General features: G+C 64.3%; 17 protein-coding genes. All 17 read right to left on the reverse strand.

Going from position 1 to position 17,089, the window contains the following annotated elements; translation table 11 throughout:
* Positions 1 to 24: 24 nt before the first annotated feature.
* The 17 genes from AC1DZU_RS15430 to flgG all read right to left on the reverse strand — a co-directional run bounded on the left by AC1DZU_RS15430 (position 25) and on the right by flgG (position 17,085).
* Positions 25 to 1,281 carry a flagellar hook protein FlgE gene (locus AC1DZU_RS15430; protein WP_457150812.1) on the reverse strand — a complete coding sequence of 419 codons (1,257 nt, stop codon included), beginning with the start codon at positions 1,279 to 1,281 and terminating at the stop codon, positions 25 to 27.
* A gap of 100 nt (positions 1,282 to 1,381) precedes the next feature.
* Positions 1,382 to 2,050 carry a response regulator transcription factor gene (locus AC1DZU_RS15435; RefSeq protein ID WP_111547800.1) on the reverse strand — a complete coding sequence of 223 codons (669 nt, stop codon included), beginning with the start codon at positions 2,048 to 2,050 and terminating at the stop codon, positions 1,382 to 1,384.
* 221 nt (positions 2,051 to 2,271) lie between these two features.
* Positions 2,272 to 2,859: a transglycosylase SLT domain-containing protein gene (locus tag AC1DZU_RS15440; RefSeq protein WP_210334088.1), complete on the reverse strand. Its 588-nt coding sequence runs from the start codon at positions 2,857 to 2,859 to the stop codon at positions 2,272 to 2,274.
* Positions 2,789 to 4,063, reverse strand: coding sequence for a flagellar hook-length control protein FliK (gene fliK / locus AC1DZU_RS15445; RefSeq protein ID WP_477285976.1), 1,275 nt, complete (start codon positions 4,061 to 4,063; stop codon positions 2,789 to 2,791). The genes AC1DZU_RS15440 and fliK overlap by 71 nt, the downstream gene beginning before the upstream one ends.
* 146 nt (positions 4,064 to 4,209) lie before the next feature.
* Complete coding sequence (locus AC1DZU_RS15450; protein WP_477285978.1) at positions 4,210 to 5,592, reverse strand: chemotaxis protein MotC; 1,383 nt, start codon at positions 5,590 to 5,592, stop codon at positions 4,210 to 4,212.
* Positions 5,589 to 6,974, reverse strand: coding sequence for a MotB family protein (locus AC1DZU_RS15455; RefSeq protein WP_477285980.1), 1,386 nt, complete (start codon positions 6,972 to 6,974; stop codon positions 5,589 to 5,591). The genes AC1DZU_RS15450 and AC1DZU_RS15455 overlap by 4 nt, the downstream gene beginning before the upstream one ends.
* Positions 6,971 to 7,597, reverse strand: coding sequence for a hypothetical protein (locus AC1DZU_RS15460; protein ID WP_477285982.1), 627 nt, complete (start codon positions 7,595 to 7,597; stop codon positions 6,971 to 6,973). Before AC1DZU_RS15460 ends, AC1DZU_RS15455 begins: the two co-directional genes overlap by 4 nt.
* A 4-nt stretch (positions 7,598 to 7,601) precedes the next feature.
* The gene (fliF, locus tag AC1DZU_RS15465) at positions 7,602 to 9,248 is read right to left on the reverse strand and encodes a flagellar basal-body MS-ring/collar protein FliF (RefSeq protein WP_477285984.1); all 1,647 of its coding nucleotides are present in this window, start codon (positions 9,246 to 9,248) and stop codon (positions 7,602 to 7,604) included.
* 153 nt (positions 9,249 to 9,401) lie between these two features.
* On the reverse strand, positions 9,402 to 10,469 hold the full coding sequence (locus tag AC1DZU_RS15470; RefSeq protein WP_477285986.1) for a flagellin N-terminal helical domain-containing protein: 1,068 nt from the start codon (positions 10,467 to 10,469) through the stop codon (positions 9,402 to 9,404).
* A gap of 278 nt (positions 10,470 to 10,747) precedes the next feature.
* Complete coding sequence (locus AC1DZU_RS15475) at positions 10,748 to 11,749, reverse strand: flagellin N-terminal helical domain-containing protein (RefSeq protein ID WP_095084515.1); 1,002 nt, start codon at positions 11,747 to 11,749, stop codon at positions 10,748 to 10,750.
* Between the two features lie 233 nt (positions 11,750 to 11,982).
* On the reverse strand, positions 11,983 to 12,714 hold the full coding sequence (gene fliP / locus AC1DZU_RS15480; protein ID WP_095084514.1) for a flagellar type III secretion system pore protein FliP: 732 nt from the start codon (positions 12,712 to 12,714) through the stop codon (positions 11,983 to 11,985).
* Positions 12,711 to 13,205, reverse strand: a complete 495-nt coding sequence (locus AC1DZU_RS15485; RefSeq protein WP_477285989.1) for a flagellar basal body-associated FliL family protein — start codon at positions 13,203 to 13,205, stop codon at positions 12,711 to 12,713. Before AC1DZU_RS15485 ends, fliP begins: the two co-directional genes overlap by 4 nt.
* Before the next feature lie 19 nt (positions 13,206 to 13,224).
* The gene (gene flgH / locus AC1DZU_RS15490) at positions 13,225 to 13,932 is read right to left on the reverse strand and encodes a flagellar basal body L-ring protein FlgH (protein WP_477285991.1); all 708 of its coding nucleotides are present in this window, start codon (positions 13,930 to 13,932) and stop codon (positions 13,225 to 13,227) included.
* Entirely contained in the window at positions 13,929 to 14,513 is a 585-nt protein-coding gene (locus AC1DZU_RS15495) for a MotE family protein (protein ID WP_477285993.1), read from the reverse strand. Before AC1DZU_RS15495 ends, flgH begins: the two co-directional genes overlap by 4 nt.
* A 3-nt stretch (positions 14,514 to 14,516) precedes the next feature.
* Positions 14,517 to 15,758 (reverse strand): flagellar basal body P-ring protein FlgI, encoded by a 1,242-nt coding sequence (locus AC1DZU_RS15500; protein ID WP_477285995.1) that lies wholly within the window; start codon positions 15,756 to 15,758, stop codon positions 14,517 to 14,519.
* Complete coding sequence (gene flgA, locus AC1DZU_RS15505) at positions 15,755 to 16,291, reverse strand: flagellar basal body P-ring formation chaperone FlgA (protein WP_477285997.1); 537 nt, start codon at positions 16,289 to 16,291, stop codon at positions 15,755 to 15,757. The genes AC1DZU_RS15500 and flgA overlap by 4 nt, the downstream gene beginning before the upstream one ends.
* A 5-nt stretch (positions 16,292 to 16,296) precedes the next feature.
* Positions 16,297 to 17,085, reverse strand: a complete 789-nt coding sequence (gene flgG, locus AC1DZU_RS15510) for a flagellar basal-body rod protein FlgG (protein ID WP_477285999.1) — start codon at positions 17,083 to 17,085, stop codon at positions 16,297 to 16,299.
* Positions 17,086 to 17,089: the final 4 nt, after the last annotated feature.

Genomic DNA, 17,089 nt, shown 5'->3' on the forward strand with positions numbered 1-17,089 from the left:
GGTCTTTCACGGGCGGTGCCCGTTCTATCTCTTCAGGTTGACAAGGACGTCCATCAGATCGGAACCGGTCTGGAAGACTTTCGAATTGGCGGTGTAGCTGCGCTGTGCCGCGATCATGTTGGTCAGTTCTTCGGCGATGTCGACGTTGGAATTCTCGAGTGCGCCGGAGATGATGGAGCCGGCCTTGCCCTCATTGGCAAAGCCGATACGGACCGCGCCGGATTCGGTGCCCTGTGCGTAGACGTTGCCGGGCAGCGCGTTGAGCTGGTCCGGGCTCTGCACGTCTGCCAGCGGAATCTTGTAGAGCGCCTTGGTGGAGCCGTCCTTGTACTGCGCCGAGATGGTGCCGTCCTTGCTGATCTGGATCTTGTCGATGGTGCTCGGTGCGTTGCCGTTGACCTGGGCGTCGGAGACGGTGAAGCCGGCGCCGAGCTGGGTCAAGGCCGACAGGTCCAGCGAAAAGGCGGCGCCATTGGGCACCGTCAGGCTGACGCTGTTGACGGCGCCGGTGAGCTTGCCCGTGGTGGTGTCGAAGGTCAGGTTGGCCGAGCCCAATGCGCCGCCGGTGTAAGGGAACGACGTCCCGGCGGTGGCCTTCGACTGATCGAAGACCGCCACCTGCCAAGTGCCGGCGCCGGTGTTGGTGAAATAGACGTCCAGCAGCTTCTTGTTGCCGAGATTGTCGTAGGCGACCATCGAGGATTTCGACGTGTACTGCGCACCCGCCGCGTTGGTGGTGGGCAGATTGCCGGCGGCGACCGGCGTCGCGCCTGCCGGCAGGTTGCCGCTGTAAGTACCCTGGGTGCTCGGCGTTGCCGTCATCCCCTGGTCGGAGATGAGCACCGGGGTCAGTCCCTCGAAGCCGTTCACTGTCGCTGCCGGCACGCCGTTGGCGTAGCTGTAGGCCATCAGCTGGAAGCCCGCCGCATTGACCAGCCTGCCCTCAGCATCGGGAACGAAGGCGCCGGCCCGGGTCAGGAACGGTGTTCCGCTCGGATCCTGAACGACGAAGAAACCATCGCCGTTGACGGCAAGGTCTGAGACCGACGTCGTGTATTGAAGCACGCCCGGATCGCTGACCGCCTGCCGGATCGTCGTGGTGACGCCGCCGGAATTGTAGGCACCGCCGGTGCTCGGCATGACCAGCGACGAAAATTCGGCAGAGGACCGCTTGTAGCCGGTGGTGTCGGAATTGGCGATGTTGTCGGCCGTGGTGGACAGCCGGTTCGCCTGTGCATTCATGCCGGAAACGCCGGTCCGCATCATTCCGTAGAGGCTCATCGAAACGTCTCCCCAATGTGGATGCCGCTGGCTCCAATGCGGATGCCACTGGCTACGAGGCTACGCATCCTGTCTTGCGCGAGGCTGGCGCGGGGCTGCATCAGAAGACGAGCCGGTAGCCAAGGAAGCGCTTGGAATCGATCGGGTCGGTGCCCAGCTTCTCGCGCAGCTTCTTGCGCAATTTGCTGATGTGGCTTTCGACCACGTTCTCCTCGACCTCTTCGTCGAAAATGCCGTAGATGGCGTTGAAAACCTGGGTCTTGGTGACGCGGCGGCCGCGATTGCTTGCCAGATATTCGAGGATGCGGCGCTCGCGGCGCGGCAAGGGCAAAGGCTGGCCGTCGATCTCGGGGTCGCGGCCATCCATGAAGATGCGCATGGCGCCGATCTCGGTGTAGGCGACGTCTTCCTGGGCGCGGCGGCGGATAGCGGTGATGCGGGCGAGGATCTCGCGGATGTGGACGGGCTTGCGAATGACGTCGTCGACGCCGCTCTCGAACAACCGCAGCGTGTTTTCCAGCGAGTGCTGTTCGCTCAAGGCGATGACCGGTGCTCCGGTGCGGTCGCGGATCTGACGGGGAGAGATCGAGCCTTCGCGGCAGTCGCCGATGAGGAAGGCTCGGACCGACCTCAGGTCGGTGTCGGCCGCCGAGCTTACCCACTCGCCGAACTCGCCCGGCGCGAAGCCTGCGCAGGCGACACCCTCACGGTCGAAAAGTGAATTGTATCCCTCTGTTACGAGCTCGCGCTCGTCAACGATTACAATCATCGGCCCGCCTCCGAATCAAATCATTTGCCCCGTGAGAAAAGGGGTATCCGCTGGCGAGAATCCTGCACAACCGTCATTTCTTGTAGCTAGTTTCTTGGGAGTCTGGAATCGCGCCGGTTGCATTAGCCTGCAACCAGATATGCTTTCGGCAGCAAGTTCTGGCCAAGTCAAAACAACAACCAAGGACTGCGCGAACGGCGTATTGGAAGCCGAAGGTACGCCTACGGGTTGCAGAAGCCGCGGGCGTTCGCGGTCCATTTCCCAAAGCCGGTGGCGACCATGTTGGCAATGACGCGACAGACATAGATCTTCTGCGCCGGATCGTTGTCGGGACCGGCATGATAACGTGCGACGGCCATCGACCAGGTCTCGTGGCGGGCATGGAGACTGGCCAGGAAGCGCGCCGCATAGTCGACGTTCTGACGCGGATCGAGCATGTCCTCGACGCTGCGGAAATGCGACGCGTGGTAGTGATGGTTGATCTGCATGCAGCCCAGATCGATGAGCGTCTTGCCTTCGCGCCGGGCATTGGCGAAGGCCGCAAGGGCCTCGGTCCGGCTTCTCGGAAAGACTGCTTTTCCCTCTATATTCAAGGCGTTGGGCTGAAGGCTGCCCTTATTTCCGGTTTCTGTCAGGCCCACGGCATAGAGGATGCCGGCGGGCACGCCATATCGATCGGCGGCACGCAGGATCTCGGGCTCGCAGGGGTTGGTGGCGGCAGCGGCAGCGCCTGCTGCGCTAGATAAACATATCGTCGCCAGCGCGCTCGCGAGAAGGTGAAGTGCCGCGGCCGTAGTCCTGCGCGTCATCATTGCGGTTTCCTGCGGATTGCTGACCCGGTTGCTGACCACCCGCTCCACCATTGCCGCCGCCCGGGTTTCCAGGTTGGAAGGATGACGGATCGCGGCCCGACGCCGCCGGCAAGGGGGCGGTTCCATCGGTGCGGGTTGCAGCAGGAACCGCTACCGAAGGTTGCAGGATCGTAACCTTGTCAACCTCGAAACCGAGCCCACGCAGCGATTTGACGATGGCCTCGCTGTCGGCGGACAAACGACGATAAGCTTCGTGTGTTGCGGGCTTCAATTCAATCGAAAGTTGTTCTCCGGAGAGGCGAAGGTTGGCCGTCATCATGCCGAGTTCGGCGGGGTGAAGTTCGATCTTCAACACATGTGTCGGAACGGCAACAGGGCTGCCCAGCTGAGTGGCCGCGGATGAGGCTGGAAGGGCCTTTTGCGGGCCGCCATCGGCGGCTATGGCGTTGACCACATTGAGGGCTGCCTGGCTGATGGGACTTTGTGGTGGCGCCGGGAAGCTCTGTTGCGACACGACGTCGATGCGTGTGGGGGACAGGGATTGTTTTCCGGCTTCGGGCCGTAACGAGGACTGGACATCCTCGATGCTTTTCATCGCCGGCGCGGTGTGTTTCGATTGCACGCCGGGCACATCGGCGGTTGTGGCGTCTGGCAGCTTCTGCGACGCCACGACAGCATCGCGTTTCGGCGCGCTGGAGGCAATTCCGGCAGCGCTCGGCGGCTGACCGTCAAGCTCGGTCAAGGGCCCGTCGATGATCGACACCTGCTCCGGCTTCGACTTGGTTTCAAGGACTTCGTTTCCGGCCGTGGACTTCGACCGGTAGCTCTTTGGGAGCGGAGCATGCCCGTCGAGCGCCGGGTCCGCTGGGCCCTCGCCAGTGGCCGTGTCGCGCCCGCTTGCCTTGGTCGATGTCGAGAAATGGCGCAGGTCATGAAACGCGATCAGCAGCGGCAGATGGTCCTGGAGCGGCACGGCATCCGCGTCCGGCGCCGTCTCTTCGGCATCGGCATCATCCTTGTGCGACTTCGCTTCTAAATCGTCCTTGGCTTCCAAATCGTCCTTGCCGATTTTCGCGGTCGGCACCTTGGCCGAGACGATCTTTCCGGTGTCGGCCGATGTCGGCTCGGCCTTGCCGCCATGCCCGGCAAGACCGGCGGCGAGCTTGCTCCAGCGCTGCTCGCGCGATCCCGCCTCGGTCATCGGCCGCCGTTCCGGGCGGGCAGCACTGGCCTCGCCGTGCAGGATCTTGCCAAAGCCAGCGTTGTCCTTCTTGACGTTCGCGGCCGGTTGCTCCGGCGTCGCGCGAGCGGTGGCAAATCCCGGCAAGGCCGAGCCGAGGCTGGTGGTCATTTGGGGGCGGCTCCAAGCATCTGGTCGATCAGGTCGAGCTGTCGACGTGTTTTGGTCATGGCGGCATCGGTCGGGTCGGTGGGCTCGGGACTGGCCACGGGCGATGGCGCCGACGCCTGCACGACCGTCGCCGCATCGGCTGGTGCAGCCGCAACCGCCGGCGTTTGCGGAGCACTGGCTGCTGGTCCGCCGGAGGCGGCAGCGACAGCGGGTTGCTCGGCGACGGCGCCTTCCACGGGTGGCAGCCCGCTGGCGTCGGCGCCTTGCGCCGCGACGGTTTCTGGCGCTGGCGGCTGCTCGGCCGCGACAGGAACTGGCTTTTCCTCGGGGAGGGGAGCGGGCGGTGCAACGACTTCGCCGGCAATGGCCTGAGCGGCGTCGAGCAAGGCACGGTCGCCGTCCGACAGCTTGCTGCGGTTGATCTTGCCGAGCTTGGCGCGCACGTCTTCGATGGTGCCCGAGGTGACGGTGGAAAGACTGGCGTAAAGCAGGGCGCGCGGATCGTCCTGGTTGGTGTTGCCGTCGCGACCCTGCTCCGCCCGCGCCGAAGCGAAGGCCGACAGGTCGTTCAGACCGTCGATTGCCGCACGGCGAGCGATGCGCAGGTAGATCACCTTCTCGCGCTCGGGATCCATCATCGAGGTGATGTCGGCCAGCTTGTCCTGGCTGATCGACATATGCAGCGCGATGACGCCGGAGACGAAGGAGTCCGCGAATTGGCTGGCATAGGGCGAATAGAGGTAGCGCTCGACATACTGGGTCGACGCGAGTGCGAAGCGCGCCGCGTCACCCTGCGCACCCGCAATGCCGACCGAACGGCGCAGTGCTGCTTCCTCGACCAGCGTGCCGGGGCTGAGCAATCTTGCCTCGTCGAGCAAACCGAGCGCCGCCGCCGGCTGATCGCCGGCAAGCAGCGAGCCTTTGACCAAGGCAAGGAAAGCGCCGAGATCGGGAGGCAGCGTCATCGGATCGATCGGCTTCAACGCTTCGATCGCTTCGCCAGGCCGGCCATTGAGATAGTCGATAATCCCTTTGGCCACGGCAAGGCTTTGTGGGTCCGTCGTGGCGCGCGACGTGGCCGCCTCGACAGTCACCGGGTTGCCGCCGCTCATGCCGTAGACAAGCAGGGCGCGAAAGTTCTTGGGATCCTTGAAATCCTCGGCGTCCGCCGCGCGCAGGCGCGTGTCCACCATCTCGAGCAGCTTGGCCTGCATCGGCAGGGCGGCATGATCGCCGGCGGCGATGCGGTCCTGGATGAGCTGCAGCGAGCGCACCAACTGATATGGCTGGAGCGCGTCCTGGGCGAAGCCGGCTGACGGATATCCGCCGGCCAGCAGCAACAGGCCAATCAACCGGCTGGTGACGGCCGCCCGCCTCATCCGCCGGTCGCCATCAGGATTTCGATGCGGCGGTTGACGGCCGCCAATGGATCCGCCGGGTCCTTCGGCTGGCGGTCGGCGAAGCCGGCGACCTCGGTGATGCGGCGTTCATCGACGCCACCGCGCACGAGCATGTAGTAGGCAGAATGCGCGCGCGCCGTCGACAGCCGCCAATTGTCGTAGCTGTCGCTGCGGAATGGCCGTGCGTCGGTATGGCCGTTGATGCTGATGGTGCCCTTCTGGCTGTTGACGATGCGGCCGATCTTTTCCATCGCCAGCACCAGTTCGCGGCGCGGCAGCGCGGAGCCGACCTCGAACATGCCGAAGTCGAGTTGGTCGGTGATCGAGATGACGACACCCTTGTCGGTGGCTTCCACCGAGACGCCGTCATGCAGCTTGTCGCCGGGCTTGAAGGCATCGGCCAACTGCCGCTTGACCTCGGCCGCGGCCTTGACGGCGGCGGCGGTCGGCGCCTTCTCCCCAATGTCGGGCTTGGCGGCCTCCTGCGCCTTGGCCTCGACCTTGGCTGCGTCCGCGGCTTTAGTGTCGTCTGGTTTGGTCTCGCCCGGCTTCGCGTCGCTTGGCTTCGTGCCTGTTGGCTTGGTGTCGCCGGCCTTGGCCATTGCCGTGGCGGGGCTCGCGGCTTGCTTGCCGGTCGCGTCCTCCACCGGCGGTTCCAGCGGTGCGGCCGCGACGGGTGGCACGGCCTTGACCTTGGGCACTTGCGTTTCGGCAACCTTGTCACCGGGCTTGACCGCATCGCCCTCGATTTTGGCACGCTGGGCACTGGCTTCAGCGCCGGGCGCCGCCACCTGCTGCGACCAGAAATCCGGCTCGAACGGATCGCGATAGGAGGCGCCGCCGGAAGCGCCGGTCGCCGGGCCGGCAGCCTGCGCGCCGCCATCGCCCTTCTGGCTGACATTCTGCATGACGCCGGTATCGGTGGCGATTTCCGAAAGCACCGCGTAGGGGTCGGCGAACAGATGCTCGTCGGAGTGTTCCGCCTGCGGGAGTTCCTGCTTCTCCTGTTTGCGGTCCGCGGAGCCATCGCCGTCCTGGCCGGCCTTGTTGGTCGCCTTCTGCGGGTTGTCGGCCGTCGTCCCCATCGCGCGTGGACCGTCACCGAGATCCTCCAGACCCTTGCGGCTCGAATTGCGGTCGACCAGCTTGACCGGGTTGAAATAGCTGGCGACGGCTGCCTTGGTCTGCTCGTTGGCGGCATTGATCAGCCACATGACCAGGAAGAAGCACATCATCGCCGTCATGAAGTCGGCGAAGGCGATCTTCCAGACGCCGCCATGGTGACCCTCATCGTGGTCGTCGTGACCACGACGCACGATGATGATCTCCTGGTGAACCTGTCCGGCATCGGCGACGCTCATGCCAGGACCTCTGAAAGGGTGGTCGCCCATTCGGCCATGCGCGTCTCGAACACCGCCTCGTCGATGGCGACGGTGAGATCGAAGCCTGGTGTCTCGGTGAAGTCGAGATTGGCGGCGCGGGTCCCGAGCGCTGCCTTCAGGGATTCGAACAGCGAAAGCGGGCCGCGCACGGAGATGCGCACGGCTTCGGCATCGCCGACCGCCTCGCGCATGGCGCCAGCAAGCGCCTCGATCGACCGTTTCTGCAGGTCGTCGCTGACGATGCCGCCGATCATGCGGGCGACGGTGGCCGCGACCAACCCGGTCACGCGCGTCTCCATCGCATCGATGCGCAACGAGACCGCCTTGCCGACATCGTCGCCGAGGTTTTCGAGAAATAGCCTTGCTTCCTCGGCATTGGCCTGGCGTTCGGCTTCGAGCGCGGCCTCATGGGCAATCGACAGGCGTGCCTCGAGCGCCGCCTCGGCCTGGGCTACCGCTTCCGCGATCAGCGTGCCGATATCGGCTTGTGGCGCCGTCGCCTCGGGTTTGTGTTCGGTTTCGGCCGCGGCCCGGGGCTGGCCGGCACGTTGTGTGCGGGTACCGAAATCAGGCAGAAGGTCGAAAAGGGCTACCGAGGGCATGGTTCTACGCCGCGACTTCCTGAGCGGCCCATTTGCGCAGGATCTGCGCGGTGCGCTCCTCGTTGAGGTCGACCATTCGGGCAAGCCGCTCCTGCGGCGCCGGCCTGATCTTCTGGCGAAGATCGTCGAGCGGTGTCGGACCGGGCCGCGCGCCGGGCAAGGCGCCGACGGCAACGCTTTCGGCGTTTGCAGTTGCTTCCGGTGTCGGCAGCGAGCGCTGGACATCATCGTAGCTGGGGCCGGCCAGTGCCGGCGTCGCCTTTGCCGTCAGCGCCGCCGCCATCGGCCTCAGGCCGAAGAAGGCGACCAGGAACACCACGACGATGAAGGCGCCGGCGTTGATCAGCGTGCCGGCATGCTGGCCGATGGAATCGAGCATCCCAGCCTGCGGGATCGGCTCGCCGTCCAGCCCGTCGATGAACTCGACCGCCGAGACGTCGATGACGTCGCCGCGCTTGTCGTCGAAGCCGGTGGCCGAGGTCACCATCTTCTGGATTTCGGCGACGCGCTTGGCAATCTGGTCCGGCGTGGCGTCCTTGCCGAGGATGGTCATCAGCCGCTGCTGGTTAACGACGACGGCAATCGACATCTTGGTGACGGTGTAGCCGTTGGAGACGGTGGCGATCTTCTTCGAATTGATCTCGTAGTTTGTAATCTCTTCCTTGCGGTCGTTCTGCGAGGAGGATTGCGGACCGTCGGTGGCGGTTGACTGGGTCTCAGGCAGGTTCTGCTCGACGCTGGCCGGGGTCGAGGCCTGTTTCTGGTTGTTGTTTTCGTTGGCGCGCACCGACTGCACCGAGCGCTCGACGCGTGAATTCGGGTCGAAAATGGTTTCCTCCGTCTGGCGGGTGTCGGTGTTGACCTCGGCCTTGACGCTGGCGCGGAAGTTGTCGGGGCCGAGATAGGCGGTCAGCGCACGGCGGATGTTGTCACCGATCTGCGCCTCGACGGTCTGCTCGACGCCGAGCGTGCGGGCGGCGCTGGTGTTGGAAGGATCGTCGCCCGCAGCCAGCAGATTGCCGCTGGAATCGAGCACCGTCACCTTGTCGGCCGACAGGCCGGGGACAGCGGCGGCGACGAGATGGCGGATCGACATGGCGCTCTTCTCCGCATCGATACCGGCGTAGCGGATGACCACCGAGGCGGAAGGCTGCTGTTCGTCGCGGCGGAAATTGGCGCGTTCGGACATGACGATGTGGACGCGCGCTGCCTTGATGCCGGAAATCGACTGGATGGTGCGGGCGATCTCGCCCTCCAGCGCGCGCACGCGGGTGATCTGCTGCATGAAGGAGGTGAGGCCGAGCGAGCCGACATTGTCGAACAGTTCGTAGCCGGCATTGGCGCTGGTCGGCAGGCCCTTTTCGGCAAGCAGCATGCGCGCCTGCGCGGTGGTGCCGGCCGGCACCAGCACCGAGGTTCCATCGGCGCCGACATCGAAGCCGATGCCGGCTTCGCCCAGCACGAGGCCGATCTGGTTCACGTCGGCGCGGTCGAGCCCGACATAGAGCGTGTCGTAGGCGGGACGGTTGAGATAGACCGAGGCGATGCCGATGACGCCCATCACCAGAACGGCGATGCCAGCCAGCATGGCAAGGCGCTTGACGCCAAAGCCGCGAAGATTCGAGATGATGCTCTGGATCTGTTCCGGCACGGTTCGACGACTCCCAGCATGACTGTCCGCCGGAACAGTAGTCTTCGAAGCTTGTGCGAAAATGAAATCGGGCCGCGCTTGCGGCGCGGCCCGTCAATCGGAGTGCGAAAAGGAGGGCGGGATGCGAAACGAGGGCGCCGGTGGCGCCCGCGACTAGTTCTTGAACAACGACAGGATGCTCTGCGAAGCGCTGTTGGCGATCGACAGCGACTGGATGCCGAGTTGCTGCTGAACCTGCAGCGCCTGGAGCCGGGTCGATTCCTTGTTCATGTCGGCATCGACGAGCTGGCCGACACCACGGTCGATGGAGTCCATCAGGCTCTGGGTGAAGGTCTTCTGCAGGTCGATGCTGCTCTTGGCCGAACCGAGGATGGTGGCGGAATCGGTCAACTGCGCCATGACCTTGTCGATCCGGGTCACCATCTGGGTGATGATGTCGTCGGTTACGCCGACCGCGGTGATGTCGAGGTTGTAGGCGGAGATGTTGTCGACCTTGGGGACGACCGCTCCCGCCGCCGCCTGACCAGCGGTGTTTGCCGCGATGTCCGTTGCTCCGCCGGCGAGCGCGGTCGCATAGGCGTTGTCATACAGGGTCTGGGCGGCTCCCGTGGCATAAATCGAGGTCTGACGATCGAGGGTGCCGCGATTCTTGACCTCGGTGGCAAGGCCGTAGTCGAAAAGCTTGGTGCCCTCGACATCGATGTCGATCGTTCCGATCGAGACGGCGCCCGACGAGGAGCGATTGAACGAGGACACGATCTGGGAGTCGGCCTGGACGCCGTCATTGGGGGCGGCAGTCTGCTTGGAGGTCACCGCAAGGAAATTCGAGCCTGAGAAGGTCGCCGCATCGGCAAAGGACTTCATCTGCGCCTGAAGCGCATTGATCTCGGTCTGGGTTTTTGCCTTAGCGGCATCCGTCTGGCCGACGGTCGAAAGCAGCTTGGTCTTGATCTGGCCGATCGTGGTCAGCACATTGTTCATGCCGGTGTAGGCGGTGTCGACTTTCGAGGCGCCGAGGCCGAGTGCATCCTGCACCGTCGACAGGGCCGAGTTGTCCGAGCGCATCGTGGTGGCGATCGACCAGTAGGCGGCGTTGTCCGAGGCCTGCGAGACCCGATAGCCCGTCGAGATGCGAGCCTGCGTCTGTTCGAGTGACTTGTTGGTGGCGCTGAGGCTTTGAAGTGCGGTTAACGCCGCAGCGTTTGTCATGATGCTCGCCAAGAAAGTCGCTCCTTCTCAAAACCGACATGCTCAGACATGCCGGACAGGCCTGTTCAACGGGTGGCATCGTGCCGGTCGGACCGATTCGCCAACGGTCGTAAGCTATTGGTTAACCATAACTAGCGCGGCATGGTTAACAGCCTGTTAAAAGCTGGCCTTTGAGAGTTAAGGAACGAGCATTGTGCGAGGCTTGCAAAGGCAAGTCGAGCAAACGCAAATCGGGCCGCGCTTTTGGCGCGGCCCGATTTTTAGTGCGAACTGTGATCAGGCGAAGGCGATTAGCCGCGGAAGAGCGACAGGATCGACTGCGACGAACCGTTGGCGATCGACAGCGCCTGGACGCCGAGCTGCTGCTGGACCTGCAGGGCCTGCAGACGGGTCGATTCCTTGTTCATGTCGGCATCGACGAGCTGGCCGACACCGCGATCGATGGAGTCCATCAGGTCGGAGGTGAAGGTCTTCTGCAGGTCGATACTGCTCTTGGCGGCGCCGAGCGTGGTGGCGGCGTTGGTCATGTCGGCGAGCGCGGAGTCGATGACGGTCATCATCTGCTTGATTTGATCGTCGCCCGCGGCTTTGCCCGTTGCGGTGTCGAAGATCTTCAGGCTGGCGGCTGAGTAGGTGTCGGTGGCCGTTGCGGCGGCGCCCAGGGTCACGGCAACGGCCGTGAGGGTGGCCACACCGGTGGAGCCCGTGCGCTGCGAGTCCAGGATGCCCTTGTTGAGTGTCGCGGTGGTACCAGCTTCATAGAGCTTGATGTTTTCCACCTTGACGTCGATCGTCGAGATCGAAGACGCACCGGCGGCGTCACGGTTGAAGGCCGAAAGGATCTTCACATCGGCCGCCGTCGTGGCTGTTGCGCCGCTGTCTACGGACAGCATGTTGGTGCCTGAGAAGGTGGCGCCGGTGGCAAAGGACTTCATCTGGTCCTGAAGGGCGGCGATTTCGACCTGGGTCTTTTCCTTCGAGGCGTCCGTCTGGCCGTAGGATGCCAACAGCTTGGCCTTGATCTGGTTGATGGTGGAGATCGCGCTGTTCATGCCGGTGTAGGCGGTGTCGACCTTCGAAGCGCCGAGGCCGAGTGCGTCCGAAACGGTGGACATTGCCTGGTTGTCGGAGCGCATCGTGGTGGCGATCGACCAATAGGCGGCGTTGTCCGAGGCCTGCGAAACGCGGTAACCGGTCGAGATGCGGGCCTGGGTGTCCTGGAGGGATTTGCTGGTGGCGTTAAGGCTCTGCAGGGCCGTCAACGCGGCGGAGTTCGTCATGATGCTGGACATGGTACTCGTACCTTGATTTTACAGGTGTTTTTTTGACATACCGGGCCTCCCGGTATGACGGTGCGGCATCATGCCAATGATCTTCGAAATCGATCACCCGCCATCTGCGAGCGAATATGCGGGCTAGTCCCTACCAAAGGACTAAACCGGACGGTTAATCGAAAATATATTGCTTGAATTCTGCGCTGGAGAACCGCGATGGCGCCCAGCCGCCAGGGATCGGTTGCCAGCGCTCAGTTGAAGGAGCGCACCAGGCTGCCGACAAGGAGATTCCAGCCGTCGATCAGGACGAAGAACAGGATCTTGAACGGCAGCGACACCACCGTCGGCGGCAGCATCATCATGCCCATCGCCATGGTGATGGTGGCGACGATCAGGTCGATGACCAGGAATGGCAGCACGATCAGAAAGCCGATCTCGAAGCCGCGCCGGATTTCCGAGATCATGAAGGCGGGCACCAGGATGCGCAGGTCGACGGTGTCGCGCGAAACGGTCTGGCCACGCTCGCGGGCGAGATCGGCGAAGAGGTCGAAATCCTTGTCGCGCACATTTCGCAGCATGAAGGTGCGGAATGGATCCGAAATCTTGTCGAAGGCTACGGTCTGGGTGATCTGGTTGTCCATCAGCGGCTTGACGCCGGTGTTCCAGGCCTGATCGAACGTCGGCGCCATGACATAGAAGGTCATGAACAGCGACAGTGAAATGAGAATGAGGTTGGCGGGCGTCGACTGCAGGCCGATGCCGGCGCGCAGGATCGAGAAGGCGATGACGAAACGGGTGAAGCTCGTCACCATGATCAGCAAGCCCGGCGCCACCGACAGCACCGTCAGCAGGCCGAACATCTGGATGATGTAGCCGACGGTGGTGCCATCGGCCTTGCCGATGCCGCCGAGATCGAGTTGCTGCGCCGCCGCGACGGAGGTGGCGGCGGCGATCATCGCCGTGGCGAGAAGGAACTTTCTCATTCGAGCAGCAATGTCCTGATAAGAATCTGCTTGGCGTGACCCTGGCTGCGGATCGAGGCGCGTTCCTCGAGATCGGCCTTCAGGTGCTGGTAACCGCTGGCACCCTCGATCTGATGCATCTTCAAGGTGCGCACCAGGGCCAGAAGGTCCTGGTGGATGTCATCCGTCATGGACTGGGGCTGCGGCCCGTCATAGACGACGGACGCTTCCATTCTGATCCAGGTATCGGCAGGCGAGGCGATGTTGGTGGTGATCGGCGCGAGCACGACGAGCGTCGGCCCCACGCCTGGCTCACCGGCAGCGGCGGGCTGTGCGGTCTTGCCTTCGTTCTCAGGCGCGACCGGCACCGACGACGGTGCCCCGACGCCCTTGAGATAGCCGCCGGACATCCAGCCCATGCCGATGGCGGCCGCGGTCACAACCAGCAGCATGACGGCCTGGATGGCAAAGGAGGGACCCTTGCGCGGCTGGACCTGTTCGACGTTTGCCACGGTGCCGTGTTCCCCAATCCTAGAACGGAAGGACCTGGTCGAGAATCTGCTGGCCGTAGGCAGGTTGCTGGACCTCGGTGATGCGGCCGCGTCCGCCGTAGGAGATGCGCGCTTCGGCGATGCGTTCGTAGGGGATGGTGTTCTCGGCGCCGATATCGGCCGGCCGCACGATACCGGCGAGGGTCAACACCCTGAGCTCGGCGTTGACGCGCACTTCCTGCGACCCCGTGATCATCAAATTGCCGTTCGGCAGGACATCGGTGACGATGGCCGCGACATTGAGTTCAAGCGTTTCCGAGCGCTTGATCTCGCCGTCGGCCGTCGTGTCCGTGGTGGAGGTGAGAGCGCCGGCGCCCTTGCCGGCGGTGCTCCACTTGTCCCATTGCGCGCTGAGGTCGTAGCCGAGCTTGCGGTTGGCGGTGCGGCTCCTGTCGTTCTGGTTCTTGAAGTTGGCCCTGTCGTTGATCTTGATCTTGACGGTCAGGATGTCGCCCTGCGACAGCGCCCGCGGGTCGGTGAACAGCCGGCTCTGGCGGTCATCCCACAAGGAGAATTTCTTGACCGGCGTGGGCGGCGTTTGCGGATAGCGATAGAGGGACGAGGTGCTGCCGCCGTCGATGCCGGAGCCGACCGGGGACAAAGCCGGCTCCTTACCGACCTCCTTCAGATTGGTTCCGCAACCGGACAGCCCGGCGACCGCGCACAGGACGAGCATCTTGCGGATCATGACGGATCTACCCTTCGGGCTGCGCTGGCCATGATGCCGGTGAGCGTTGCCGCCGCCTTCTGGTCCATTTCGTTGAGGATGACGCTCGCCTTGCGTGAATCGAGCTTCATCAATATGGCCGCCGCCAGGTCGGCGTTGACGATGGCCAGCCGCTCGGCGGCGGCGTCAGGCTTCATGCCGGCATAGATCTGGACGACGCCGTCCTCGGCCCGGGCCAGGAAAACCTCACGCCGCTTCAGCCAGGTCTCGTATTCGGCCCGCTTCTCCTCCAGCGCCTTCATGCGCTGGTCGATGCCGGCCTGCAGCTGCTTCATCTCTTCCGCCTGCAAGGCATAGCGGCGGTCCCGGGCGGCGTCGGCGATGTTGGAGCAGAAGCGCTCGATCTCACTTTGATCCGGTGCCTTTTCCCGCGTCAATTGCTGCGGTGGCTCGGCGGCCGGCGCGCCCGGCAGGACCTGGCGAACCGTTTCCTCGCCGCGCGCCGTGCTGCCGACAAAGGACATGGCGACAACAGCGGCCGCGAACAGGATTGCGGCGGCGGGGCGTCTTTCATGGCGTGAGAGGAAGCGCTTCATCGGCATCGCCTATTGCAGAACCAGATCGGCCTGCAGGGCGCCGGCCGACTTGATGCCCTGCAGAATGGCAATGATGCCGTCCGGCTGGACGCCGAGACGGTTGAGGCCGGAAACGAGCGTTTCGAGATCCGGCCCGTCAAGCACGGCGACGCGGGCATCTGGCCGGCTGGCTTCGATGGCGGTGAAAGGCTCGACGGCCGTCTCGCCCTTGGAGAAAGGCTCGGGTTGGACGATGCGCGGCGCTTCGGTGATGCGCACGGTGAGCGTGCCGTGGCTTATGGCGACCCGCGAGATCTTGACGTCGTTGCCGATGACGATGGTACCGGTGCGCTCGTCGATGACGACGCGGGCCGGGGTGTCGGATTCGACCACCAGGTTTTCGATTTCGGCATAGAAGCGCGCCGCCGAAACACCCTTCGGCCGTCTGATCTGCACGGTGCGGGCATCGCGCTCGGCCGCAACCCGCGCGCCGAAGCGCTGGCTGGTATAGTCGTTGATGGCGTCGGCGATGCGAATGGCGGTCGAAAAGTCGGGATTGCGCAACTGCAGGGTCAGCGTCGCCTGATCGTCGAATTCGGCCTGGACCGCGCGCTCGACGATGGCCCCGTTCGGCACACGGCCGGACGTCGGCACGCCTTGCGTCAGCTTCTCGGCCTGTCCCTTGGCGGTAAAGCCGGAAACGATCACCGAGCCCTGGCCGACGGCATAGATCTCGCCGTCCGCCGCCTTCAAAGGCGTCATGATCAGCGTGCCGCCGGCGAGCGAGGTGGCGTCGCCCATCGAAGAGACGTCGATGTCGATGCGGGCGCCGGACTGCACGTAGGGCGGCATGTTGGCGGTGACGATGACGGCGGCGACATTCTTGGCGCGTGCGCTGCCGCCTTCGGTGGCGATGCCGAGATTTTCGAGCATGGCGCGGATCGATTGTTCGGTGAACGGCGAGTTGCGCAGGCTGTCGCCCGACCCGGCAAGCCCGATGACCAGGCCGTAGCCGACCAGCTGGTTGTCGCGCGAACTCTGCAGCTGGGCGATGTCCTTGATGCGCGAGGCGACCTGGCCCGGCGGCAGCGAACTCGGCCCCGACGAAACCCTGAACATGCGGCTGGTGGTGGCCGGATTGTATTCGGGATCGTCGTAGACGCCGCCATTCTTGGCGGCGAGGTCGCGCTTGGCCTTGGGCGTCAGGCCGTCGGCCAGCGCCGGCTGCAGGCCGAGCACGGCTGCCAGGATCAGAGCAAGTCCGCGCGTCATGAAGCGCTGACCTGGATGGTCCCATCCGCCATCACCGTGCCGGACAGGATCTTGCCGCTGTCGACGTTGCGGACCTTGACGAGGTCGCCGGCGGAACCCGGCTGCAACGTCACCGCGGTGGCCGAGATCGTCAGTCCGCCGGCGATGAAGAAGACCTGCACGGACGCGCCCTGTTCGACCAGCCAGGCCTCGCGGACGGCGGCGGAGGGAATGTAGCGGCCGGGCAGCAGCGTGCGCTTGGCGACCTTGCCGTCGAGTTCCTCGGCCCGCGTGGCGACCGCGTCCGGCTTGTGCTTGCCGGCGATCAGGGTCACGCGCTTGAGCGCGCCAAGCTCGATGGTCTCGCCGGGATAGATGACCCGGTTGGGGATCAACACAACCTCGCCGGCAGGTTGATTGCTGGCGATCTGAGTGGCCGATTCGTCTGCCGATTGATCTGCCGAATCCTGGGCGAAAGCCGGCATGGCGCCGGCCACCAGCGCAAGGACAAGCGCGGTGCGGCGGAATGCGGAGCAGGAGATCGGCATGGCCATCATCCCTACCTGATGTTCTTGGAAACGACCGAGGCCATGTCGTCGGCGGCCTGGATGACCTTGGAGTTCATTTCATAGGCGCGCTGCGCCGAGATCAGCTCGGTGATTTCCTTGACCGGGTCGACGTTCGAGGCCTCGAGATAGCCCTGCTGGATGGTGGCAAAGCCGGGATCGCCCGGCACGCCGACATTCGCCGGGCCGGAAGCCGTGGTCTCCTGGAACAGGTTGTCGCCGAGCGGGGCGAGGCCCGCCTCGTTGGCGAAATTGGCGATCTGAATCTGGCCGAGGTTCTGCAGGTCGGTCTGGCCGTCGATGCGGGCGAAGACCTGGCCCGTCTTGTTGACGATGACCTCGACGGCGTCGGTGGGAACGGTGATTGCCGGAATGACACTGGCGCCGTCCACCGTCACCAGCTGTCCGGTGGCATTGGTGTTGAGGGCGCCGGCGCGGCTGTAGAGCGTGCCGCCGTCGGCGCCTTCGATCTGGAACCAGCCCCTGCCGGTCAGCGCCAGGTCGAAACTGTTGCCGGTGCTGGTCAATTCGCCCTGGGTGTGCACGTTGCGCACGGCTGTCGTCTTGACGCCGAGGCCGATCGAGACGCCCTCCGGCACCAGCGAGGCGTTGGAACGATCGGGCACGCCCTGCGTGCGGTCGACCTGGTAGAGCAGGTCGGAGAATTCGGCGCGGGCACGCTTGTAGCCGGTGGTGTTGATGTTGGCGATGTTGTTGGCGATGACTTCCAGATTTGTCTGCTGGGCATTCATGCCGGTGGCGGCGATGGCGAGTGCTTTCATGGCG

This window comes from Mesorhizobium sp. P2_A12 (assembly GCF_056405075.1).